Source organism: Streptomyces sp. Je 1-332 (assembly GCF_040730185.1).
In the GTDB taxonomy this organism is placed as follows: Bacteria; Actinomycetota; Actinomycetes; order Streptomycetales; family Streptomycetaceae; genus Streptomyces.
In genome coordinates, this window is record NZ_CP160402.1 from 4,616,837 (window position 1) to 4,637,141 (window position 20,305).

21 protein-coding genes are annotated in these 20,305 nt (G+C 71.4%); 9 read left to right on the plus strand and 12 right to left on the minus strand.

Annotated features, from left to right (window positions below; translation table 11 throughout):
- Nucleotides 1-2: 2 nt before the first annotated feature.
- Together ABXJ52_RS20960 and ABXJ52_RS20965 are read right to left on the minus strand one after the other, a co-directional pair.
- A complete protein-coding gene (locus tag ABXJ52_RS20960) occupies nucleotides 3-845 on the minus strand; it encodes a DUF4097 family beta strand repeat-containing protein (protein WP_367044153.1) in 843 nt (280 codons plus the stop codon).
- 99 nt (nucleotides 846-944) lie between these two features.
- On the minus strand, nucleotides 945-1,466 hold the full coding sequence (locus tag ABXJ52_RS20965) for a hypothetical protein (RefSeq protein ID WP_367044155.1): 522 nt from the start codon (nucleotides 1,464-1,466) through the stop codon (nucleotides 945-947).
- Nucleotides 1,467-1,701: 235 nt separating this feature from the next.
- Here ABXJ52_RS20965 and ABXJ52_RS20970 point away from each other — a divergent pair, with 235 nt between their 5' ends.
- Nucleotides 1,702-2,328 carry a TetR/AcrR family transcriptional regulator gene (locus tag ABXJ52_RS20970; RefSeq protein ID WP_367049152.1) on the plus strand — a complete coding sequence of 209 codons (627 nt, stop codon included), beginning with the start codon at nucleotides 1,702-1,704 and terminating at the stop codon, nucleotides 2,326-2,328.
- 36 nt (nucleotides 2,329-2,364) lie between these two features.
- On the opposite strand, the gene ABXJ52_RS20975 is transcribed toward ABXJ52_RS20970, so the two are convergent.
- Together ABXJ52_RS20975 and ABXJ52_RS20980 are read right to left on the minus strand one after the other, a co-directional pair.
- Nucleotides 2,365-3,210: a MaoC/PaaZ C-terminal domain-containing protein gene (locus ABXJ52_RS20975; protein WP_367044156.1), complete on the minus strand. Its 846-nt coding sequence runs from the start codon at nucleotides 3,208-3,210 to the stop codon at nucleotides 2,365-2,367.
- 116 nt (nucleotides 3,211-3,326) lie between these two features.
- Nucleotides 3,327-4,643 carry a 3-oxoacyl-ACP reductase gene (locus ABXJ52_RS20980; protein ID WP_367044158.1) on the minus strand — a complete coding sequence of 439 codons (1,317 nt, stop codon included), beginning with the start codon at nucleotides 4,641-4,643 and terminating at the stop codon, nucleotides 3,327-3,329.
- A 72-nt stretch (nucleotides 4,644-4,715) separates the two neighbouring features.
- Between ABXJ52_RS20980 and ABXJ52_RS20985 the strand changes: the two genes are divergently transcribed.
- The 4 genes from ABXJ52_RS20985 (at nucleotide 4,716) to ABXJ52_RS21000 (ending at nucleotide 10,398) form a co-directional block, all read left to right on the plus strand.
- The gene (locus ABXJ52_RS20985) at nucleotides 4,716-5,993 is read left to right on the plus strand and encodes an acetyl-CoA C-acetyltransferase (protein WP_367044159.1); all 1,278 of its coding nucleotides are present in this window, start codon (nucleotides 4,716-4,718) and stop codon (nucleotides 5,991-5,993) included.
- 59 nt (nucleotides 5,994-6,052) lie between these two features.
- Nucleotides 6,053-7,969, plus strand: a complete 1,917-nt coding sequence (locus ABXJ52_RS20990; protein WP_367044160.1) for an AMP-binding protein — start codon at nucleotides 6,053-6,055, stop codon at nucleotides 7,967-7,969.
- A 145-nt stretch (nucleotides 7,970-8,114) separates the two neighbouring features.
- Nucleotides 8,115-9,647, plus strand: a complete 1,533-nt coding sequence (locus ABXJ52_RS20995) for an alpha/beta hydrolase (RefSeq protein WP_367049154.1) — start codon at nucleotides 8,115-8,117, stop codon at nucleotides 9,645-9,647.
- Nucleotides 9,648-9,780: 133 nt separating this feature from the next.
- The gene (locus ABXJ52_RS21000) at nucleotides 9,781-10,398 is read left to right on the plus strand and encodes a maleylpyruvate isomerase N-terminal domain-containing protein (RefSeq protein WP_367044161.1); all 618 of its coding nucleotides are present in this window, start codon (nucleotides 9,781-9,783) and stop codon (nucleotides 10,396-10,398) included.
- 4 nt (nucleotides 10,399-10,402) lie between these two features.
- On the opposite strand, the gene ABXJ52_RS21005 is transcribed toward ABXJ52_RS21000, so the two are convergent.
- Both ABXJ52_RS21005 and ABXJ52_RS21010 read right to left on the minus strand, forming a co-directional pair.
- Nucleotides 10,403-10,654: a DUF397 domain-containing protein gene (locus ABXJ52_RS21005; protein WP_367044162.1), complete on the minus strand. Its 252-nt coding sequence runs from the start codon at nucleotides 10,652-10,654 to the stop codon at nucleotides 10,403-10,405.
- Nucleotides 10,651-11,520: a helix-turn-helix transcriptional regulator gene (locus ABXJ52_RS21010; protein ID WP_367044163.1), complete on the minus strand. Its 870-nt coding sequence runs from the start codon at nucleotides 11,518-11,520 to the stop codon at nucleotides 10,651-10,653. Before ABXJ52_RS21010 ends, ABXJ52_RS21005 begins: the two co-directional genes overlap by 4 nt.
- Before the next feature lie 136 nt (nucleotides 11,521-11,656).
- On the opposite strand from ABXJ52_RS21010, the gene ABXJ52_RS21015 reads away from it, so the two are divergent.
- On the plus strand, nucleotides 11,657-12,142 hold the full coding sequence (locus tag ABXJ52_RS21015) for an ATP-binding protein (RefSeq protein ID WP_367044164.1): 486 nt from the start codon (nucleotides 11,657-11,659) through the stop codon (nucleotides 12,140-12,142).
- A 30-nt stretch (nucleotides 12,143-12,172) separates the two neighbouring features.
- Nucleotides 12,173-13,048 carry a GyrI-like domain-containing protein gene (locus tag ABXJ52_RS21020; RefSeq protein WP_367044166.1) on the plus strand — a complete coding sequence of 292 codons (876 nt, stop codon included), beginning with the start codon at nucleotides 12,173-12,175 and terminating at the stop codon, nucleotides 13,046-13,048.
- 70 nt (nucleotides 13,049-13,118) lie between these two features.
- Here ABXJ52_RS21020 and ABXJ52_RS21025 read toward each other — a convergent pair whose 3' ends face one another.
- From ABXJ52_RS21025 to ABXJ52_RS21035, 3 genes are all read right to left on the minus strand, one after another.
- A complete protein-coding gene (locus ABXJ52_RS21025) occupies nucleotides 13,119-14,303 on the minus strand; it encodes a lipase family protein (protein ID WP_367044167.1) in 1,185 nt (394 codons plus the stop codon).
- 87 nt (nucleotides 14,304-14,390) lie between these two features.
- Nucleotides 14,391-15,425, minus strand: coding sequence for an AraC family transcriptional regulator (locus tag ABXJ52_RS21030; RefSeq protein WP_367044168.1), 1,035 nt, complete (start codon nucleotides 15,423-15,425; stop codon nucleotides 14,391-14,393).
- 65 nt (nucleotides 15,426-15,490) lie between these two features.
- Complete coding sequence (locus ABXJ52_RS21035; protein WP_367044169.1) at nucleotides 15,491-15,871, minus strand: hypothetical protein; 381 nt, start codon at nucleotides 15,869-15,871, stop codon at nucleotides 15,491-15,493.
- A gap of 120 nt (nucleotides 15,872-15,991) precedes the next feature.
- On the opposite strand from ABXJ52_RS21035, the gene ABXJ52_RS21040 reads away from it, so the two are divergent.
- Nucleotides 15,992-17,806 (plus strand): AMP-dependent synthetase/ligase, encoded by a 1,815-nt coding sequence (locus tag ABXJ52_RS21040; RefSeq protein WP_367044170.1) that lies wholly within the window; start codon nucleotides 15,992-15,994, stop codon nucleotides 17,804-17,806.
- Here ABXJ52_RS21040 and ABXJ52_RS21045 read toward each other — a convergent pair.
- Entirely contained in the window at nucleotides 17,772-18,086 is a 315-nt protein-coding gene (locus tag ABXJ52_RS21045; protein ID WP_367044171.1) for an AzlD domain-containing protein, read from the minus strand. The genes ABXJ52_RS21040 and ABXJ52_RS21045 overlap by 35 nt on opposite strands.
- Nucleotides 18,083-18,847 (minus strand): AzlC family ABC transporter permease, encoded by a 765-nt coding sequence (locus ABXJ52_RS21050; RefSeq protein WP_367044172.1) that lies wholly within the window; start codon nucleotides 18,845-18,847, stop codon nucleotides 18,083-18,085. Before ABXJ52_RS21050 ends, ABXJ52_RS21045 begins: the two co-directional genes overlap by 4 nt.
- Nucleotides 18,848-18,945: 98 nt before the next feature.
- Here ABXJ52_RS21050 and ABXJ52_RS21055 point away from each other — a divergent pair, with 98 nt between their 5' ends.
- Nucleotides 18,946-19,581 (plus strand): helix-turn-helix domain-containing protein, encoded by a 636-nt coding sequence (locus ABXJ52_RS21055; RefSeq protein ID WP_367044173.1) that lies wholly within the window; start codon nucleotides 18,946-18,948, stop codon nucleotides 19,579-19,581.
- 253 nt (nucleotides 19,582-19,834) lie between these two features.
- Here ABXJ52_RS21055 and ABXJ52_RS21060 read toward each other — a convergent pair whose 3' ends face one another.
- Nucleotides 19,835-20,038: a cold-shock protein gene (locus tag ABXJ52_RS21060; protein WP_006138897.1), complete on the minus strand. Its 204-nt coding sequence runs from the start codon at nucleotides 20,036-20,038 to the stop codon at nucleotides 19,835-19,837.
- Nucleotides 20,039-20,305: the final 267 nt, after the last annotated feature.

The following is a 20,305-nucleotide window of genomic DNA, read 5'->3' on the forward strand; positions in this document are numbered from 1 at the left end:
TGTCAGGCCTTCGCGCGGACGATGTCGATGTTTCCGTGGCGGGTGCGGGCGCGGACCTTCACGGTGTCCTCGGTCTCCTCCGGGCCCTCGGACGAGGTGAGCAAGTTGCGCACCTGGCCCTTGTCGGAGCTGACGTCGAGCCAGGCGGCCGTGCCGTTGCGGATGCCGACCTCGATGGCACCGTAGTCGGTCTCCAACTGGACGGTGCCGCGGACGGCTTCGGCGACGCGCAGGGCGCCGTGTGCGTTGGTCGCGGTGACCGAGCCCTCGGCGCGGGCGATCTCGATGGCGCCGTTGGCGCCGCTCACCCGCAGGTCGCCGGTCGCGGCGCCGACGGTGGTGGCGCCGTGCGAGTTCTTCAGCACGGCGGGACCGTCGACGAGACCGACGCGGATGCTGCCGGAGCTGGTCGTGACCTCCGCCGCGCCCTCGACGCGGTCGACGGTGATCGAGCCGTGGGAGACGGTCAGGTGGACCGGCCCGGTCGTGTCGAGGCGGACGTCTCCCCCCGAGGACTTCACGCGGACCTTGCCGAGCCTGCCCTCGCCGAGCACCTGGGTCCAGGAACCGCCCACCTCGACGTGTGAGCCCGTGGGCAGTTCGACCGTCACGTCGACGGCGCCGGTCGGGCCGATCACGAGGCGCTCCTTCGTCCTGATGTTCAGAACGCCGCTCGCGTACGTGACCTGGGTCTGCTCGGCGGCCCGTACGTCCTTGTTGCTCTTCGGGTTCTGGGCCGCGACCTCGACGAGGGTGTCGGGCCGGTCGCCGGCGGTGAACCGGATGGAACCGGCCCCTACGTGTGCCGCGACCGAGATCGCTTCGGGAGTGTCGAAAGAAGGCATGGCTGTCCCGTCCTCTTGGGTCCTTGGGTCCTCGGGGCGTCCCCGCTGGTGGGACGTGGTGTGGGTGAAGTGGTGGGAGAGGTGGAGGCGGGGGCGTGGCTAGCGCACCCAGCCCGTGATGCTCTGTCCGGCGGTCCTGGTCCTCTCCGGTGGAGGGGTCCGGGTCCCGCCGCCGTCGACCGCGGCCGACACGGCGCGGATCAGCCAGGCGTTGACCGAGAGGCCCTCGCGGGTGGCGGCCTCCTCGGTGCGGGCCTTGAGGTGGGCGGGCAGGCGCAGGTTCACCCGGGCGGTGCCGCCCTCGTCGCCTTCCGCGGGCACCTGCGTCCTGGGGGGTTCGTGGGCGGCGACCGGCTCCGCGGGGGCGCCGCTGTCGGTGGGCGGCAGTGTCACCACGAAGTCGGGGTCGAGCCCGCGCAGCCGTACGTCGACCGAGCCGGGGGCGAGGTCGCGGGTGATCTCGTCCATCGCGGCGGAGAGCACGTTGAGCATGGTCAGGCGGGTCGCCGACTCCAGCGGGGCGGTGAGGCGCTCGGCCAGCTCGCGGGCATCTTCCCCGCCGGTTTCGGCGGCCACCGCGAGTTCGCGGCGGAGGGAGTCGACGTACGGCGTGAGGTCCATGACGTCATCATGGCACCATAGTGGTGCCATATGCAAGGCCGGTGGCGCTGCTTGGCGCCGCATGGCGCTGCTTGGCGCCGCATGGCGCCGCATGGCGCCGCGTGGCGCCGTTTGGCGGTGCCACGGGGTGGGGGGCGGGGTGATCGTAGGCTGGGCTCTTCTGTGCACAGGGGTGTGGAAGGGGGGCCCGGTGGGTGACGCGGTGGGTGGCGCGGTGGGGAAGCGGCAGAAGCGGATGCCGAGGGCCGTGCGGGAGCAGCAGATGCTGGATGCCGCCGTACGGATCTTCGGGCAGCGGGGGTACCGGGCGGCCTCCATGGACGAGATCGCGGAGGTCGCGGGGGTATCGAAGCCGCTGGTGTATCTGTACCTGAACTCCAAGGAAGAGCTGTTCACGGCGTGCATCCGGCGGGAGGCCGCGGCGTTGGTCGCGGCGGTGCGGGGCGGGGTGAGTGGCGGCGGGGTGAGTGGCGGCGCGCCCGCCGACCGGCAGTTGTGGGCCGGCCTGCGGGCCTTCTTCACGCATACGGCGGAGCGGCCCGACGCGTGGGTGGTCCTGCATCAGCAGGCGCGGACGCAGGGGGAGCCGTTCGCTGCCGAAGTCACCGTGATGCGCGAGGAGATCGTGGCGTTCGTGACGTCACTGATCGCGGAGGCGGCACGGGAGGCGCACCGGAAGCCGGAGCTCGCGGATCGTGAAGTGGCGGGGCTCGCCCAGGCGTTGGTGGGGGCGGCGGAGTCCCTCGCCGGTTGGGCGAACGGGGACCCGTCGGTGTCGGCGAAGGAAGCCGCGGCGACGCTGATGAACTTCGCGTGGGCGGGGCTGGGGGAGCTGATGGAGGGGCGGAGGTGGCTGCCGTAGCGGGAGGGGGAAGGGGAGGGGTGCGGGAGGGGGGGATCAGCGGAGGGTTCCGCTGAGGTGGATCGCGCCGGTGGCCGGGTTGCGGAGCTGGAAGGCGGGGCCTTCGGCGGCGTAGGTGACGGTGCTGGGGAGCAGGACGGGTGCCCTGAACTCGACGGTGGCGTGGGCGGCTTCGGGGGCGGCTTCGGGGGTGGTTCCGGCTGATCCGAGCTCCGCGAGGCAGCGGGCCGCGGTCCACATGCCGTGGGCGATGGCGCGGGGGAAGCCGAGGAGGCGGGCGGTGAGGGGGTACAGGTGGATGGGGTTGCGGTCACCTGAGACGGCGCCGTAGCGGCGGCCGAGGTCGCGGGGGAGGGGCCACTCGCCGAGGGCGGGAAGCGGCTCGTCCTTGCTCGCGCGCGGGGTGGCCGGTGCGGTGGTGGTGCGATGCCGGGCCAGATAGGTGCTGCTGGAGGTCCATACGGCGGCGCCGTCGACGCGTGCCTCGGTGACGAGGGTGGCTTCGGTGCCACGGCGGTGGGGCGCCAACTGGCTTGCGTACACGCACAGTTCGAGGCTGTCGTCGGTGGTCAGGGCGCGGCGCTGGTCGATCTCGATGGAGGTGTGGACGAGGCCGAGGAGCGGGAGCGGAAAGGCGCGGGTGGTCATGAGCCGCATGGCCAGGGGGAAGGCGAGGACGTGGGGGTAGGTGAGGGGCAGGACGCGGTGCCCGTGGCCCGTCCCGGGGGTGGGGAACCCGCAGAGCCGCGAGTAGGCGTCGAGCCGCTCGACATCGGCCCGCAGCTCACTGACCGCGGGCCGCGAGTCGGGGAGCGGGGCGTCGAACGGGGCCCGCTTGAGGGGAGAGAGGATCGCACCGCGGAGGAGCTGGGGGGCGAGCATGGGGGGTCCTTTCGGCTTACGTACGACACCGCGGGCAATTGGGCGGGTGGGCGGGAAAGGCTTGTTCGGGGCGGGCAACGCCGCGGGGGGACAGCGCGGCACCGTTTCGCTGAGGGCTACGAACCGAGCAGACTCTGGCCGCAGACCCGTATCACCTGGCCGTTCACCGCCGTTGACGCCGGGGAGGACAGCCACGCCGTGGTTTCCGCCACGTCCACCGGGAGTCCCCCCTGCCCGAGGGAGTTCATCCTGCGGCCCGCCTCGCGGATGAAGAGAGGGACCGCCGCCGTCATCTTCGTCTCGATGAACCCGGGGGCCACCGCGTTCACCCGTACCCCGTACTCCGCGAACGCCCCCGGCGCGAGCCCCCGGACGAGCCCGATGATCCCCGCCTTGCTCGCGGCGTAGTTCGTCTGGCCCGCGTTCCCCGCGATCCCGGCGATCGACGCCGTGGCCACCACACTCCCACCCCGCTTCAACGTCCCGGACGTGAGCAACGCGTCCGTCGTACGCAGCACGCTCGTCAGGTTCACGTCCAGGACCGGGTCCCAGCGCTCCGCGGGCATGTTGGCCAGCCTGCGGTCCCTCGTGATCCCCGCGTTGTGGACGAGGATGTCCACACCGCCGGGCGCCAGCGCCGAAGCCATGCGCTCCCCGGCGTCGTCCGCCGTGATGTCCAGCGGCAGCGCGGTGCCGCCGAGCCGGTCGGCCACCCGTACCAAATCCGCCTGCGCGGACGGCACATCGAGTACGACCACCCGCGCACCCTCCCGCGCGAGCACCTCCGCCACCGCTTCGCCGATCCCCCGCGCCGCCCCGGTGACGAGTGCCGTGCGCCCGGACAGCGGGCGGTCCCAGTCGCACGCGGCCGGCTCCGCCTCCCCCACCTCGATCACCTGGCCGCTGACATACGCCGACCCCGGTGACAGCAGGAACCGCAAGCTCGACTCCGCCGCCACCGCCGACCGCGTGCGGACCAGCGTCGCCGTGCGGCCGCCGCCCAGCTCCTTGCCCAGGGAGCGTACGAAACCCTCCAACGCCTGTTGCGCCGCCGCCTGGTGGTGGTCCGAGGCCGAGACGGGGGCGCCGAGCACCACCACGCGGCCGTTCTCCGCCACCGAGCGCACCACGGGGTGCAGTTCCGCGTGCACGAGGGCGAGGGACGGGGTGTCGCGTATGCCCGTCGCGTCCAGTACCACCGCCGTCGGGCGTGCGGATTCCGGTACGAGTTCGAGGTTCGTCCGCTTCAGGACCGAGGTCAGGTCCGGCAGGGCGGACGCCTCGTCGCCCGCCCGTAGCGCCAGCAACTCGCCCTTCAGAGTGGGGTGTTCCTTGCTCCAGCGCCGCAGCGCCGACGGCTGCGGCAGGCCGAGCCTGCGGGTGAGGAAGCGGCCGGGTGCGGTGCCCGTGAAGTTCAGATAGCGGTCGGCCATTGTCCAACTCCCAGCTCGGTCGTAAATTTACTTCAGAGTAAGGTTACTCAAGGGTCAGGAGCTGGTCGAGACATGAAACTGCCCACCACCCGCCGCGTGGCGGTCATCGGCGGCAGCCGCATCCCCTTCGCGCGCTCCGACGGCCCGTACGCCACCGCGTCCAATCAGGAGATGCTGACCGCCGCGCTGGACGGGCTCGTGGAGCGGTACGGGCTTGAGGGCGATGGTGTGATCGGCGAGTTCGTTGCCGGCGCCGTCCTCAAGCACAGCCGGGACTTCAACCTCGCCCGCGAGACCGTCATCGGCTCGCGCCTCGCGCCCACGACACCCGCGTACGACATCCAGCAGGCCTGCGGCACCGGGCTGCAAGCCGTCATCGCCGCCGCCAACAAGATCACGCTGGGGCAGACGGAGTCCGCCGTCGCGGGCGGAGCCGACACCGCGAGCGACGCCCCGCTCGGCGTCAACGACTCCCTGCGGAAGATCCTCCTGTCCGCCCGCCGCGCGAAGTCGGCAGGCGGGCGGGTCAAGGCGCTCGCCCGCGTGCGGCCCTCGCACCTCGTGCCCGACATCCCGCGCAACGCGGAGCCCCGCACCGGGCTTTCGATGGGCGAGCACGCCGCCGTGACCGCCCAGGCGTGGGGCATCACGCGCGAGGCGCAGGACGAACTCGCCGCCGCCAGCCACCAGCGGCTCGCCGCGGCGTACGACAGAGGGTTCCTGGACGGGCTCGTCGTGCCGTTCCGTGGGCTCGACCGGGACCAGAACCTGCGGCCCGGGTCGAGCGTCGAGAAGCTGGCGAAGCTGCGGCCCGTCTTCGGCGTGCGGGGGCAGAACCCCACGATGACCGCCGGGAACTCCACCCCGCTGACCGATGGCGCCGCCGTCGCCCTGCTGGCCAGTGAGGAGTGGGCCGCGGGGCATGGGCTCGAACCGCTCGCCTACCTCAGCGCGTACGAGAGCGCCGCCGTCGACTTCGTCGGCGGTGATGTCGCGGGTGGCGACGACGGGCTGTTGATGGCGCCCGCGTACGCCGTGCCGCGCATGCTGGAGCGGGCGGGGCTCGGGCTCGCGGACTTCGACTTCGTCGAGATCCACGAGGCGTTCGCCTCGCAGGTGCTCGCCACGTTGGCCGCCTGGGAGAAGCGGGGGCTCGGCGTCGTGGACCGGGAGCGGCTCAACGTCGCCGGCTCCTCGCTCGCCACGGGCCATCCGTTCGCCGCCACCGGTGCGCGGATCGTCGCCACCTTGGCGAAGCTCCTCGCCGAGCGGGGCGGGCCCGGGCGCGGACTGATCTCCATCTGCGCCGCGGGCGGACAGGGGGTGACGGCGATCCTGGAGCGGGCGTGAGTCGCCTCTGCCGGCCGAAGTCCCTCCCCGTCCCCCTGACCCCCAAGGAGCCGCCACCCATGCCCCCCAGCCCCGTCACCCCTCCCCCCGCCCTCGTAGAGCCCCGCCTCCGTCACCTCGACGGCGTCGTACGCGAAGTTTCCGTGCCGGCGTTCGCGGACGCCGTTCGCAGTGGGTCCCTTGCCGACATCCCCTTCGACAACGCCCGTGAGGCACCCGCCGAGGCCGTGCTCTCGCGGAAGGGTGGCGACGGGCGGTGGCGGGATGTGTCCGCCGTGGAGTTCGCCGGGGAAGTCCTCGCCGTGGCCAAGGGGTTGATCGCCGAGGGGCTCGCCCCGGGGGACCGGCTCGCCATCATGGCGCGTACGACGTACGAGTGGACGCTGCTCGACTTCGCGGGGTGGGCGGCCGGGCTCGTGACCGTGCCCGTGTATCCGACCTCCTCCGCCTATCAGACCCGGTGGATACTCCAGGACTCCGGAGCGGTCGCGCTCGCCGTCGAGACCTCGGCGCTCGCCGCCTCGCTCGGGCCCGAGCGGGACCGGATGCCCGACCTGAAGCACCTGTGGACCTTCGAGAAGGGGGACCTGGGGCGGCTCGCCGAGCTGGGGCGCCAGGCGGGCGTCGCGGATGAGGAAGTGGCGCGCAGGCGAGCCGAGTTGGGGCCCGGCTCCGCGGCCACGCTCATCTACACCTCCGGCACCACCGGGCGGCCGAAAGGCTGCGTCCTGACCCACGGCAACTTCTTCGCCGAGGTCGACAACGCCATCGAACTCCTCCATCCCGTCTTCAAGTCCGTCAGCAAAGAGCCCGCGTCCACCTTGCTCTTCCTGCCGCTCTCCCATGTCTTCGGACGCATGGTCGCCGTCGGCTGTCTGCGCGCGCGGGTGCGGCTCGGGCACGCGCCCAGCATCCAGACCGAGGATCTGCTGGGGGACCTGGGCGGGTTCAAGCCCACCTTCCTGCTCGCCATCCCGTACGTCCTGGAGAAGGTCTTCAACACTGGGCGTGCCACCGCCGAGAAGATGGGGCGTGCCTCCTCCTTCGACCGCGCGGCCCGCATCGCCGTCCGGTACGGCGAGGCGGTCGAGGCGGAGCAGCACGGCACGGGTCCCGGGCCCGCCTTCGGGCTGCGCCTGGCCCGCGCGCTGTACGACCCGCTCGTCTACCGGAGGATCCGCGCGGCCCTCGGCGGCAAAGTGCGCTACGCGATCTGCGGCGGCTCACCGCTGGGGCGCCGCCTCGCCGCGTTCTACGCGGGCGCCGGCATTGAGATCTTCGAGGGGTACGGGCTGACCGAGACCACCGCGGCGGCGACCGTCACCCCGCCCCTGAAGCCGAAGCTCGGCACGGTGGGCTGGCCGCTGCCGGGCACGCGTGTGCGGATCGCGGACGACGGCGAGGTGCTGCTCGCCGGCGGGCAGGTCTTCGGCGGCTACTGGGACGGGCAGGCCGGGCGCGCGGTCCCGGTGCGGGGGGAGTGGTTCGCGACCGGGGACATCGGCGCCCTCGACGCCGACGGCTATCTGTCCATCACCGGCCGCAAGAAGGACATCCTCATCACCACCGGCGGCAAGAACGTGGCGCCCGCCCCGCTGGAGGACTGGCTGCGCGCCCACCCGCTGGTCGGCCAGTGCATGGTCGTCGGCGACGACCGGCCCTACATCACCGCCCTGCTCACCCTGGAGGCGGACGGCATCGCGCACTGGTGCCGCATGAAGAAGAAGGAGCTCCCGCAGCACACGGGCCTGGCCGCTCTGGTGGACGACCCCGATCTGCGCGAGACCCTGCAGCGCGCCGTCGACGAGGCCAACAAGCTCGTGTCCCGCGCCGAGTCCATCCGGCGGTTCGCCGTCCTGCCCGTGGACTTCACGGAGGAGAGCGGCCATCTGACCCCCTCCCTGAAGCTGAAGCGGGACGCCATCGAGCGCGACTTCGCGGCGGAGATCGAGGGGCTCTACGGACACACCCGGTAGCGGACACGCACGGTAGTCATCGTCACTCGCTGTCACCTGAACGGGCGGGGCCGCCGACCCGCGCTTAGGGTGAGCGAGGGGCAGACCCAGGGAGGTTGCCGTGCGTGGAGCCGTAGCACTCGCCGGCGTGACAGCGCTGGCCGTCATGGGGACAGGGGCCTGGTCGGCGGAGGCCAAGCCGTCGCCCGACCTCTCCCGGTTCTACGCGCAGAAGATCAAATGGGGACCCTGCGAGGACGACGGGGCGGGCCTGATGACCGAGCCCGGCGCCACCGCCGCCCCCAAGGACAAGAGCATCCAGTGCGGCAAGATCACCGTCCCCCTCGACTACGCGAAACCAGGACGCGGCACGCTCAAGCTGGCCATGGTCCGCATGAAGTCCAGCGGCGAACCCCGAGGGTCCCTCCTGCTGAACTTCGGGGGTCCCGGCGGCGCGGGCGTGTCCGGGCTGCTCAGCTCGCAGAAGGAGTTCGAGTATCTCGGCAAGGGATACGACGTGGTCTCCTTCGACCCCCGCGGCGTGGGCGAGAGCTCACCCGTCAGCTGCGGGGACGCCGGTGCCGAGGAGCCGGAGATGAAGGAGGACTCCGACGACCCCGGCGCCGTACTCGACGAGATGCGCAAGATCGCCGAGGAGTGCAAGAAGAACTCGGGCCCCGTCCTCCCCTACATAGGCACCGTCAACGTCTCGCGCGACCTGGACGTCATGCGCCAGGTGCTCGGCGACAAGAAGCTCAACTACCTCGGATTCTCGTACGGGACACGGCTCGGTGCCGTGTACACCGCCCAGTTCCCGAAGAACGTCGGACGGATGGTCCTCGACGGCGTGGACACGCTGACCGAGGATGTCGCGCAGCAGGCCCTCGTGAGCGCGGAGGGACGGCAGACCGCCCTCGACAACTTCATCAACTGGTGCACGGACAACGCGGGTTGCGTGCTCGGCACCGACTCGCGCGCGGCACGCGACAACATGTCGGAGCTGATCAAGGGCCTCGACACGTATCCGCTCCAGTCGTCGGACGGCGCGGAGTTCACCGGCCAGGACGTCGTCGACGTACTCGGTCAGGCGCTCTACAGCAGGCAGTCGTGGCCCGCGCTCTCGCAGGCACTCGGCGCGCTGCTGGCCGACGGGGACCCCAGGGCCCTGCTGCGGATGAGCGGGTCCTTGGCGCACCAGCATCCCGGCAGCGGGCTCGCGGGCGTGCGCGGACGGGCGCCCGAGGACGTTCCCGCCGACAACATGGCCGCCGCGCTCATGGCCGTGAACTGCGCGGACGACCCGGACCGGCCCGACGCCGACCACCTGGAGAAGGAGGTCGGCAAGCTCCAGGAGGAGTTCGAGTCGACGTCCGCGATCTTCGGGCAGTCGATGCTGACGCCGGTGCTCTTCTGCTACGGCCGACCCCCGGGCACCGACTACATCCGCGATGACGTACGCGACGTGCAGAGCCCCGACTTCCTCCTCGTCGGCACCCGGGGCGACCCGGCCACGCCGTACCGCTGGACCGAGGAGACCGCGGAGCGGCTCGGCTCGGCGGCGGTCGTCCTGGACAACAAGGGCGACGGGCACACCGGTTACGCCGGGTCGAAGTGCGTGCGGGACAAGGTGGACGGATTCCTGCTGTACGGGGAGATGCCGAGGACCGGCAGTTCCTGCGGGGCGGACGAGGAGGACTAGCGCCGCGAAATCGCGTGCGGGCCGGGCCCGGCCGCGACTACCGTCCCCCTCCATGCGCCGACAAGCCGAACAAGACGCCGCCAGCCCCGGCCCCAGCCCCAGCCTTAGCCCCAGCCCCGCGACCCCCGGCCCCGTGACTCCTGACGACCTGGACCGGGTCGTCCAGCTCGCCCTCGCGGCCCTCCGCGACGCGCCCCCGGCCGCCTGGGGCGGCAAGGCGGGGACGCTGGAGTGGGACTGCTGGGAGACCGTGGAGCACCTCGCCGACGATCTCTTCGCCTACGCCGCCCAACTCGGCCCGCGGCAGCCTCCCTTGACGGACGAGGTGCCCTTCGTCTGGGAGCCGCGCAGGCCCGGAGGCCCCGCCAACGCCATCCACGCGGACCGGGCGGCGGGCCCCGCCGGGCTGCTCCAGGTCCTTGAGGCGAGCGGGGCCCTGTTGATCGCCATGGTCCGCACCGCACCACCGGAGACCCGCTCCTACCACGGCTACGGGGTCTCCGACCCGGAGGGCTTCGCCGCGATGGGGGCCGTGGAAACCCTCGTCCACACGTACGACCTCGCTGCGGGCCTGGGCCTCGACTGGGCCCCGCCCGCCGACGTGTGCGCCCGCGTCCTCCACCGCCTGTTCCCCGACGCCCCCGCCGACGAAGAACCCTGGCCCACACTGCTGTGGGCGACGGGACGGGGAGAGCTGCCGGGGCGGGAGCGGCGCACGTCGTGGCGCTGGTACGGGGAGCCGCGGGGGTAGGGGCCTAATCCGTGGCGTTGGCGGTCTGCGCGAGGAAGGCGGACCAAGCGGCGGGCTTCACCGCGAAGTTGGGGCCTTCGGGGTTCTTGGAGTCGCGGACGTGGATGGCGTGCGGGCAGGGGGCCACCTCTACGCATTCGCCGCCTTCGCCACCGCTGTGGCTGGACTTGCGCCAGGCGTAAGCGACTTCGAGGCATTCGCCGCCGCCTCCGCTGCTGTGGCTGGACTTGAACCAGGTGAGTTCCTCGGTGCTCATAGTTCTCCCAGCATCTTCTCGATTAGGGCCAGCGAATCACGGGGCGTGAGAGCCTCCGATTGCAGGATCCCATAGCGGACGGCGAGCACACGCACTTCTTCCAGAACGGTGATCAAGCGCGGGTAGGTGTGGATCTCCATGTACGCGACTTGCTGCTGCTTCTTGGGCGTAAGGAGCGTGAAGGGGCCGTCCAGGCTTGGTTGTTCCTGACGGTCCAGCGGCATCACCTGTAGTTGTACCGTCCGCATCCCCCCGATACGCAGCAGCTTTCGCAACTGCTCCTCGTGCACGGCTTTCCCGCCGATCGGCCGCAACAGCACGCTCTCGTCCAGGATGAAGCTGAACGTCGGCGAGGGCCAGGGCTCGAAGATGTGCTGACGAGCAAGGCGGTCCGCCACCCGCTTCTCGATGGTTTCCTCGCTCAGCAGTGGCTTCCACTGGGTGAACATGGAGTGTGCGTACGCTTCGGTCTGGAGCAAGCCTGGCACGGACTGGTTGGTGTACACGTACAGCTGGACGGCCTGCGCCTCCAAGCTGGCGTAACCCCGGTACCACTCCGGATGCCGCGTACGAGACTTCTTCTGCGCCTCCCGTACGTCATCGATCGCCGCGATCAGCACCCCGTCGGCCCCCAGCAACGGGTCCGCCAGGTCGAGGAACTCCGGCTGCGGAGTGCGGACTCCGCGCTCCATCGCGGAGATCAGGTCCTCGCCGCAATGCGTACGCGCGGCGAGTTCCTTCTGGCTCAGGCCTGCCCGGATGCGCAGCACCTTGATCTGTTTGCCGACGGCCCGGAAGAGATGGGCCGTGCCGTCCTCCTCGGCGGGCCGCTCCGGGCGCCGCTCTTCAGGTTCCGTGTTCGCCATGCCCCGTACCGCCTTCGCGTGCGTCCCAATGGTCACGGCCGACGACCCGACAGACAGCACAGGGCAGCCGTACAGCTACGCTCCGTCGCGGCGTCGTACCTGGTCAGCGTAGAACGAACCGACCACGCTCAGTGACATGGAATCCCAAATCTCCACCCCCCAAATGCAGTTCGCGCAGCGGCTGAGCGCCACCCGCAGAGGTGCCCGCCTCGCCCGCCGCCTCGCCGCCCACCAGCTGGAAGCCTGGGGCATTCCGCACGGCAGTGAACTCTCCGACGCGGCAGCGCACATCACCGCCGAGCTGGCGGCCAACGCCGTCACGCACGGCCACGTACCCGGAAGGGACTTCGAGCTCCGGCTCTTCTACGCGGAGTCGGAACGCACGCTGCGTATCGAAGTGTCGGACGCTCGCGGCGACCGCATCCCGCAGCTGCGCCCGCCGGACCCCGAGGCGGAGACGGGCCGGGGGCTGCGGTTGGTCGAGGCGACGGGCGCGTCGTGGGGCGTCGCGGAGCGGCGGGTCGGCAAGACGGTCTGGGCCGAGCTGCGGATGCTCGGCCGCTGGGGCACCCGACCGGACCGGGCACAGGAAGTCGGGTCAGGCAGGGTGGGACCTGCCTAGCGTGAACGTGTGAAAGGGAAGGAGTCCGGCGTGCTTGAGCGGCTCAACCAGGCCATGGAGCAGATCGAGGCCCGCCTCGATCAGCGGATCGAGGTGGCGGAGCTGGCGCGGGCGGCGGTGACGTCGGAGTACCACTTCCGGCGGATGTTCTCCGCGCTGGCGGGGATGCCGCTGTCGGAGTACATCCGGCGCAGGCGGCTGACCGTGGCGGGCGCCGAGGTGCTTGCCGGGGAGCGGTCGCTCCTGGACGTGGCCGTGCGGTACGGCTACTCGTCGGGCGAGGCGTTCGCGCGGGCGTTCCGTCAGATGCACGGGGTGGGGCCCGGCGAGGCGCGGCGGGACGGCGCGACGCTGCGGTCCCAGCCCCGGATGTCCTTCCGCCTCGTCGTGGAAGGGAGCAGCAGTATGCGGTACCGGGTCGTGGACAGGGACGAGTTCCGGGTGGTCGGCAGGAAGGCGCGCGTTCCGCTCGTGCACGAGGGTGTGAACCCTGCCATCGCCGAGTTCATCCGGGGGCTCGGGCGGGAGACGCTGCGGCGCATCGAGGGCCTGTCGGAGCAGGACGGGGAGGGGCCGGAAGGGATCGTCTCGGTGAGCGACGACCTGGACGCGAGCCGCGCCGAGGGGACCGAACTCGACTACTGGCACGGCGTGGTGACGAGTGCGGCCGTGCCCGACGACATGGAGGTCCTTGCCGTCCCCGCCGGGGCGTGGGCCGTCTTCGAGAGCGCGGGGCCGTTCCCGCAGACGCTCCAGTACCTCTGGCGGGACGTGTTCACGCAGTGGTTCCCGTCGAATCCGTACCGGAGCAGACCGGGGCCCGAGATCCTGCGGACCCGCCTTTCGGACGACGGGACGCGGGCGGACGCGGAGCTGTGGATTCCGGTGGAGCGGACGGCGGCCTGAGCGGGTGGCGGCCTGAGCGGAGGGTGGTGTGGCGGGCGGCTGCCCGCCACACCACCGCTCACCACCTCGACTACTGGCAGTTGCCCCGCGCGGGCTTGCCCGCGAAGCGGTCCGCCAGCCACTTCGCCGCCAGTGGTGACTGGGTGATCACCCCGGAGACGTGCTCGCCCAGCGGGACCGTGTGCCACTCCACGTTGGCGCCCTTGGCGCACCAGTCCTTGCGGACCTGCTTGCCCACGCCGTACGGGATCAGCTCGTCGGCGAGCGCGTGGTACTGGTAGACCGGCGCGGCCGGAGCCCGTGTGCCGACCGTCGACTCGCGCAGTCGCTGCTGCCAGTCCGGCTGGTCGAGGGGGTTCTTCACCGTCATGGCGGAGATCTTCTTGAAGGCGCCGAGCACGGCCCCGTCCGCCACGCAGCTGTTGCGCAGCGCGCCGATCAGCTTCTTGCCCGCCGGGTTCAGATAGGACTCCAGGTTCAGCTCGGGGAAGGCGGCGTTCTGGCCGATCGCCGCCATGAAGATCAGGCCCGAGCCGTACGAACCGTCGTTGAAGTCCGCGACCCTCCGCAGGTCGCCGGGGACGCCACCGGTCGCCGTGCCCTTGACCTTCAGGTCGGGCGCGTACGAACCGTGCAGCTCGGCCGCCCAGCTGGAGGCCTGCCCGCCCTGCGAGTAACCCATGATGCCGACCGGGGTGTCCTCGCCGAGCCCCGCATCCGGGAGCCGGATCGCGGCACGGGCGGCGTCGAGCATGGCCTGCCCCTCGGCCTTGCCGACCGTGTAGGTGTGGTCGCCGGGGGTGCCGAGGCCTTCGTAGTCCGTCACGGCCACCGCCCAGCCGCGCAGGGTGAGTTGCTGGATGAGGTTGGCTTCGACGGCCGTCCCCTTGGGGAAGCCGGCGCTCGGGGCACAGTGGTCACCCATGCCGATCGTCCCGACGGCGTACGTGATGAGGGGGCGGGGTCCCTTCTTGCCGTCCTGCGGCACGATGACCGTGCCGGTGACGGTGTTCGGCTCGCCCTTCGCCGTCGTCGACCGGTAGTTGATCTTCCAGGCCTTGGTGTTGGTCGGCTGGCCGGGGAGGGGATGGAAGCTGCTGGGTGCGGAGCTGACGACGTCGCCGGGGGCGTCGGCCTCGGCCGGTGCGGCCTGCGCCGTCACCGGGGTGACGACCGAGAGGCCGAGCGCGGCCACCACGGCCAGGGCTCGTGCACTGGTTCGTGCGCTGGTTCTTGCGCGGGTACGGACGGGCATGCGGCTCTCCCAACTGCTGTCACTGGCTGGGGTGTTCAGGCGACGACCGTAGTGACTCGCGGGTAAGTCCGGCGCTGGCGGGAGCGCTCAGCTTTGTTGACCCCGGTTCTCATAGCGGCAGGCGTGCTCGTAGCGGTAGGCGCCCGGCGTCGTCCCCGTCCATCGCCGGAACGCCCGGTGGAAGGCCGTGTCCTCGGAGAAGCCGAGCCGCGCGGCGAGGTCGGCGATGGGCTCCGCGCCCTCGGCGAGCCCCGCGATCGCCGCGTCACGCCGTACGGCGTCCTTCAACTGCTGGTACGAGGTTGACTCCTGGGCCAGGCGGCGGCGCAGCGTCGCGGGGCTCACCGCGAGGCGGGCGGCGATCTCGCCCAGGGAGGGCAGCCGGGGGGAGGTGCGCAGCGCGCGGGCGAGGGCGCGGCGTACCTGCTCGGCGACCGTCGTCCCGTACTCGCGCCGGGAGAGGAGATCGAACGGCGCGCGGTTCAGCATCCCGTCGAGAGCCGCCTCGTCCCGGATCAGCGGAGCGCTCAGCCAGTGCTCGTCGAACCCCGCGCCCGTGCGCGCCGCGCCGAAGCGGACCGGGCAGCCGAAGAGAAGGCCGTACTCGTCCCTGTGCGGGGGCGGCGGATGCCCGAACTCGGCCCAGTGGAGGGGGATGCGGCGCCCTATCAGCCAGCTGCACAGGCGGTGCCAGATGATGACGAGGCACTCGGCGAGGAAGAAGTCACGTTCGAGGTCGTTGCGTACGGCGAAGACGGCGCTGCCCGTCTCGCGGCGCTCAAGGGTGAGGTCGGGCCCGCCCGGGAACAGCCCGTAGAAGGTGACGCCCCGCTCCATGGCGGCGCCGAGGTCACGGCAGCCGAGGGACGCGTGGCACATCATGGCGAAGGTGCCCGGCCTGCTCACGGCCGCGCCGAGGCCGAGGAACTCGTCGCCGGTGGCGCGGTACAGCTCCCGGAAGAGGCGGGCGAACTGGACCTCGGTGATGCGGGCCCGGTCGTCGCCGAGGAGCAGCGGCGGAATCTGGGCGGTGCGGAGCAGCGGGACGGTGTCGATCCCGTACCGCCGGGCGCCGTGCAGCATGGCGCGGACGTGGTGGACGGTGATGGTCCGGCTGGGCATGGGGTTTCCATCCCCCGCCGGGCGCCTTCTCGAACTCGGCGGGGCCGCGGGCCGCGTATTGGCTGTCAGACTCCGGCCATACCCGCGAGCACCCCGAAGGCGACGGGCAGGAGGAAGGCGAGGTAGCCGTACGCGGGCCGCCCCTTGTTCGCCCCCTTGCTCACCCGGCGCAGGAAGGTCGCGAGCCCCGCGGTGACGATGCCGAACGTCACCGCGTAGAGCAGGGTGTCGGACGACATCCCGCTCCAGCCTTCGGAGAACAGCAGCGTCAGCGTCATCGTGCCGCCGAACAGCGCGGCACCGGCGACCGCGTCACCGCCGGTGAACACCAGCATCCGCTCACCGCCGTGCCGCTCCTTGCGCCAGGCCTGGAAGACGAGGACGGCGACCAGGACGAGCTGGATGGCCACGGCCACCACGAACGAAGCCTTGAAAGTGGTCTCCATGCCCCCATGGTCCCCCACGTCCTCCCATGCCCTCCTACAGCCCCTCTGAGCTTCCGGGCCAACTCCGCTGACGTTTCCCGTCATCCCGGTAGGGGCCGCCCTGTCCCTAGCGTCGTACGCATGCAGCCGACGGAGCGCCCCGAGACCCTCGCCGTCCTCACCGAGTGGGCGGCCGACCGCCACGGCAAGCAGCCCGCCCTCCGGTTCAAGTCCGGAGGCGGGGCGTGGGAGGAGGTCTCGTACGAGCAACTGCGCGCACGGGTACGGGAGGTCGGGAGTGAGCTGATCGCGCTCGGCGTCCGCCCGGACGACCGCGTGGCCATCCTGGCCGAGACCCGCCCCGAGTGGACCTACGCCCACTTCGCGGTCTTCGCGGCGGGCGCGGTCGTCGTCCCCGTCTACCCGACGGCGGGGGACGAGGAGGTCGAGTGGGTCATCGGGGACTCCGGCACCTCGGTGGTGATCTGCGAGAACACCGCACAGGCGGCGAAGATCGAACGCCTGCGGCCACGGCTGCCGGGCGTACGGCACGTGCTGCTCATGACGGAGTTCGCGGTGGGGGAGCGGGTGACCGGCGGGCAGCAGGGCGCCGAACCAGCGGCCCTGGAAGCCCTGTTGGATCGCGCCGGGGCCCGCACCCCCGCCGACCTGGCCACCATCATCTACACCTCCGGCACCACCGGCCTGCCCAAGGGCTGCCTCCTCACCCACGGCAATTTGGGCGCCGTGCAGTCCGCCACGCTCCCGCTGATCCAGGGCGGACCGGGCGACTCCACGTACCTCTACCTCCCGCTCGCCCATCTCCTCGCCCAGCTCATCGAGTTCACGACGCTCATCCAGGGCGGCGAACTCTGCTTCTTCGGCGGGAAGATCGAGAACGTCGTCGGCGAGCTGGCCGAGGCGCGGCCCACGCATCTGCCGTCCGTGCCCCGCCTCTTCGAGAAGGTGTACTCCGTGGTCCTCTCCCTCGCGGAGTCCCAGGAGGGAGGCCGCGAGCGGTTCGAGGAGGCGGTACGCATCGGTGTCCTCGCGGCGGACGGAGCCCTGCCGCCCGCGCTCCAGGACGCGTACGAGGCAGCCGACAAGGCCCTCTACGGGCTGGTCCGGCAGGCGCTGGGAGGGCGTGTCCGGTGGGCACTGACCGGCGGCGCACCCATCGCGCCGCACGTCATCGACTTCCTGCGGGCCTGCGGAATCGCGGTCTACGAGGGCTACGGGATGACCGAGTCGGCCGGAGTCATCAGCCTCAACCACCCCGGCGCCGTTCGTTATGGCACGGTCGGCCGCCCCGTCGAGGGCTGCGAGGTCCGCATCGCGGAGGACGGCGAGATCCTGGCCCGGGGCGAGATGGTCTTCCCCGGCTACCACGCCGACCCGGACGCGACCCGCGATGCCCTGGACGAGGAGGGCTGGCTGCACACCGGCGACCTGGGCGCCGTCGATGCCGACGGCTACCTCAGTGTCACCGGCCGCAAGAAGGACCTGATCATCACCTCCGGCGGCAAGAACCTCACCCCGTCCCTCAGTGAACTGGCCGTCCAGCGCTCGCGGTTCGTGTCGCGTGCGGTGATGGTGGGCGACAAGCGTCCCTACCCGGTGGCCCTGATCACCCTGGACGCGGAGGAGGTCACCGCCTGGGCGGGCCGCGAGGGCGTGACGCTGGTGGACCCGCCCTCCCGGGACCCGCGCGTCCGCGCCCTCGTCCGGGAGGTGGTGGACGAGGTGAACGCGGGCGTCTCGCACCCGGCCCGCATCCGCGATTTCGCCCTGCTTGACGAGGACTTCACGGTGGAGGACGGCCTGCTGACACCGAGCCTGAAGGTGCGCAGGCGGGCGGTGACGGAGCGGTACGCGGGGTTGGTGGACGGGCTGTACGAGAAGGGCGCCGAGGGGGCGGCGGCTACGCCACGCCGGCCAGGCGCAACAGCGCGGTAGTCGCCGCCGCGCCGACCACCACCACGGCGAAGGGCGCCTTGCGCCAGGCAAGAACCCCACCGACCAGCACCCCGATGGGCCGCGCCCACCCGGGGAACCCGTGCCCCTCGGTGAGAGCACCGGTGGCCAACAGCGCAACGAGCAGGACGGTCGCCCCAACGGTCAGCAACTCCTGCACACGTGCCGGCAGTTCAACCCGCCCGTGCATCAGGGGCCCAGCGAGACGGAAGGCGTACGTCCCGGCTGCGAGGACGAGAACGCAGGCGAGGTAGGCGTTCATGGGGTGCTCCTTTCGGGGAGGCGGGCGGGGCGCGCGGGGCGTCCGGGGCCGCGGCGGGCCGCCAGCAGGCCCAGTAGGGCGAGCAGGACCGGCACCCCGGCGGGCAGCCACGGTGCGGTGGCGACCGCGATCACGGCACCGGCGGCCGCGGCCCGCCGCGTCATGCTGTCGGCGCGCAACGCGGGGAGCACCAGGGCGAGGAGCACCGCGGGGAAGGCGGCGTCGAGCCCGAAGCGCGCGGTGTCGCCGATGACGGACCCGGCGAGCGCCCCGCCGAGGACGCTGACGTTCCATACGGCGAACAGGCCGAGCCCGGATATCCAGAACGCGGCCTTGCGCCGCTTCTGATCCGGCTGGGCGAGCACGAAGGCCGCGGTCTCGTCGGTGATCAGGTGCGCGCCGAACAGCCGCGCGACCCAGGATCGGCCCAGGCTGTCGGCGACGGCGAGGCTGAACGCGGCCGTGCGGGAGTTCAGGAGGAGGCCGGTGGCCGCCGCGGCCACCGGACCGCCGCCCGCGACGAGGATGCCGATCGCGCTGAACTGGGCGGAGCCCGCGTACACGAGCAGGGACATCAGGACCGGCACCCAGACGGGCAGACCGCCGGCGACGGCGATCGCGCCGAAGGAGACACCGACGACGGCGTCGGCGAGCCAGACGAGGGCGATGTCGCGCAGGACGCCGCGGGGAAGGTGGGAGAGGCGTACGAAGCCGTCGTTCGTTCGCTGGGGTGGGCTGTCTGTTCGGTGTGGCGAACGCATACGTCGTAGGATGGGCGAGGGGAGTGTCGTTCGTCAAGACGAACGATCGACCCGCTATAGCGAACGCCGAGTATCTCGAAGGGGCGGCGGCCATGGGCATGACTGATGGCAGAGAAGCCGGAGGGGCCGACGGGGCCGACGGGGCCGGTGGGGCCGACGCGGCCGGAGGTGCCGGCGCCGCGCGATCCCGCCTGCCGCGCGAATGGGTCGCGGCTGCGCTGCGCAGGGAGCGGGCCAGGGCGGGGCTCTCCCTCTCCGAGCTGGCCAAGCGCGCGGGGGTGGCGAAGTCGACGCTGTCCCAGCTGGAGGCGGCCACGGGCAACCCCGGCATCGAGACGCTGTGGGCCCTCGCGGTGGGACTTGGCGTGCCCTTCAGCGTCCTGGTGGAGTCGCCCGCGCCGGAGGTGACGGTGATCCGGGCCGGCCAGGGCCCGACGATGCATGCCGAACGCGCCTCGTACGCGGGGACGTTGCTGTCGGCGGGGCCCACGGGTGTGCGGCGCGACATCTACCACGGAGCGATGGAACCGGGCTCCGCCCGGGAGTCCGACCCGCACATCCCCGGCTCGATGGAGCACCTGATCGTCAGCACGGGCCGCCTACTGGCGGGCCCCCGCGACGAAACGGTGGAACTGTCCGCGGGTGACTACATGTCATACAGAGGCGACGTCCCCCACCTGTACGAGGCCCTGACCCCAGGCACGACATTCGTACTGATCATGCAACACAACTAGACAACGGGCCCCTGCCCCGAAGGGACCGCGCCCGGCGAAGGCGCCCCAAAGGGGCGCGGGGAACGGCGCGCCCAGCCACAGCGGACCCGCAGCGAAGAAACACGGGCAGGGGCCGCCCAAGGCCCAGGGGCCAGAAAAAGGCAGGAGCCCCGCCTCCCACAAGCGCGGGAGGAAGGGCTCCTTGGGTACTGCTATCCATGTCCGGATCAAGTCACCGGAACTGTCACACGCCCCATTCACATGGGGCGCCCCACTACATGGGGGTGACGTTCTCCGCCTGCGGACCCTTCGGGCCCTGCGTGACGTCGAAGCTCACGGCCTGGTTCTCCTCGAGGGAGCGGAAGCCGTTTGCGTTGATCGCGGAGTAGTGGACGAAGACGTCGGGGCCTCCGCCTTCCTGGGCGATGAATCCAAAGCCCTTTTCGGCGTTGAACCACTTCACGGTTCCGGTAGCCATAAGCCCTCCTTGGGCCAAAGGGTTGCCCTGCTCCAGAACCTGCGATTGTTGAAACAACTGCATAAGTCTGAAAACGACGAGAGCCCGCGGGTCACATGCTCCGCAGGCTCTGTACTGCAAGGGAAACCAAACTGCAACTTGCGGCGAGCTTAGCACGCAGGCAGCCGAAAGCAATAGGGGGCAAGATCACGTCACCCGGATGTTTGACGGACCCCCCAGAGGGGTTGACGGACCAGGTCCGAAGCTCTTGACAAGGACGGGATCGGG

Bases quoted from the DNA above. Each gene is read 5' to 3' on its own strand.
- ABXJ52_RS20960 (WP_367044153.1), bottom strand. From the start codon at position 845: ATGCCTTCTTTCGACACTCCCGAAGCGATCTCGGTCGCGGCACACGTA.
- ABXJ52_RS21050 (WP_367044172.1), bottom strand. From the start codon at position 18,847: ATGCGTTCGCCACACCGAACAGACAGCCCACCCCAGCGAACGAACGAC.
- ABXJ52_RS20995 (WP_367049154.1), top strand. From the start codon at position 8,115: ATGGGGACAGGGGCCTGGTCGGCGGAGGCCAAGCCGTCGCCCGACCTC.
- ABXJ52_RS21025 (WP_367044167.1), bottom strand. From the start codon at position 14,303: ATGCCCGTCCGTACCCGCGCAAGAACCAGCGCACGAACCAGTGCACGA.
- ABXJ52_RS20970 (WP_367049152.1), top strand. From the start codon at position 1,702: ATGCCGAGGGCCGTGCGGGAGCAGCAGATGCTGGATGCCGCCGTACGG.
- ABXJ52_RS20985 (WP_367044159.1), top strand. From the start codon at position 4,716: ATGAAACTGCCCACCACCCGCCGCGTGGCGGTCATCGGCGGCAGCCGC.
- ABXJ52_RS21040 (WP_367044170.1), top strand. From the start codon at position 15,992: ATGCAGCCGACGGAGCGCCCCGAGACCCTCGCCGTCCTCACCGAGTGG.
- ABXJ52_RS20965 (WP_367044155.1), bottom strand. From the start codon at position 1,466: ATGGACCTCACGCCGTACGTCGACTCCCTCCGCCGCGAACTCGCGGTG.
- ABXJ52_RS21005 (WP_367044162.1), bottom strand. From the start codon at position 10,654: ATGAGCACCGAGGAACTCACCTGGTTCAAGTCCAGCCACAGCAGCGGA.
- ABXJ52_RS21015 (WP_367044164.1), top strand. From the start codon at position 11,657: ATGGAATCCCAAATCTCCACCCCCCAAATGCAGTTCGCGCAGCGGCTG.
- ABXJ52_RS20975 (WP_367044156.1), bottom strand. From the start codon at position 3,210: ATGCTCGCCCCCCAGCTCCTCCGCGGTGCGATCCTCTCTCCCCTCAAG.
- ABXJ52_RS21060 (WP_006138897.1), bottom strand. From the start codon at position 20,038: ATGGCTACCGGAACCGTGAAGTGGTTCAACGCCGAAAAGGGCTTTGGA.
- ABXJ52_RS21010 (WP_367044163.1), bottom strand. From the start codon at position 11,520: ATGGCGAACACGGAACCTGAAGAGCGGCGCCCGGAGCGGCCCGCCGAG.
- ABXJ52_RS21045 (WP_367044171.1), bottom strand. From the start codon at position 18,086: ATGAACGCCTACCTCGCCTGCGTTCTCGTCCTCGCAGCCGGGACGTAC.
- ABXJ52_RS21055 (WP_367044173.1), top strand. From the start codon at position 18,946: ATGACTGATGGCAGAGAAGCCGGAGGGGCCGACGGGGCCGACGGGGCC.
- ABXJ52_RS21035 (WP_367044169.1), bottom strand. From the start codon at position 15,871: ATGGAGACCACTTTCAAGGCTTCGTTCGTGGTGGCCGTGGCCATCCAG.
- ABXJ52_RS20990 (WP_367044160.1), top strand. From the start codon at position 6,053: ATGCCCCCCAGCCCCGTCACCCCTCCCCCCGCCCTCGTAGAGCCCCGC.
- ABXJ52_RS21030 (WP_367044168.1), bottom strand. From the start codon at position 15,425: ATGCCCAGCCGGACCATCACCGTCCACCACGTCCGCGCCATGCTGCAC.
- ABXJ52_RS20980 (WP_367044158.1), bottom strand. From the start codon at position 4,643: ATGGCCGACCGCTATCTGAACTTCACGGGCACCGCACCCGGCCGCTTC.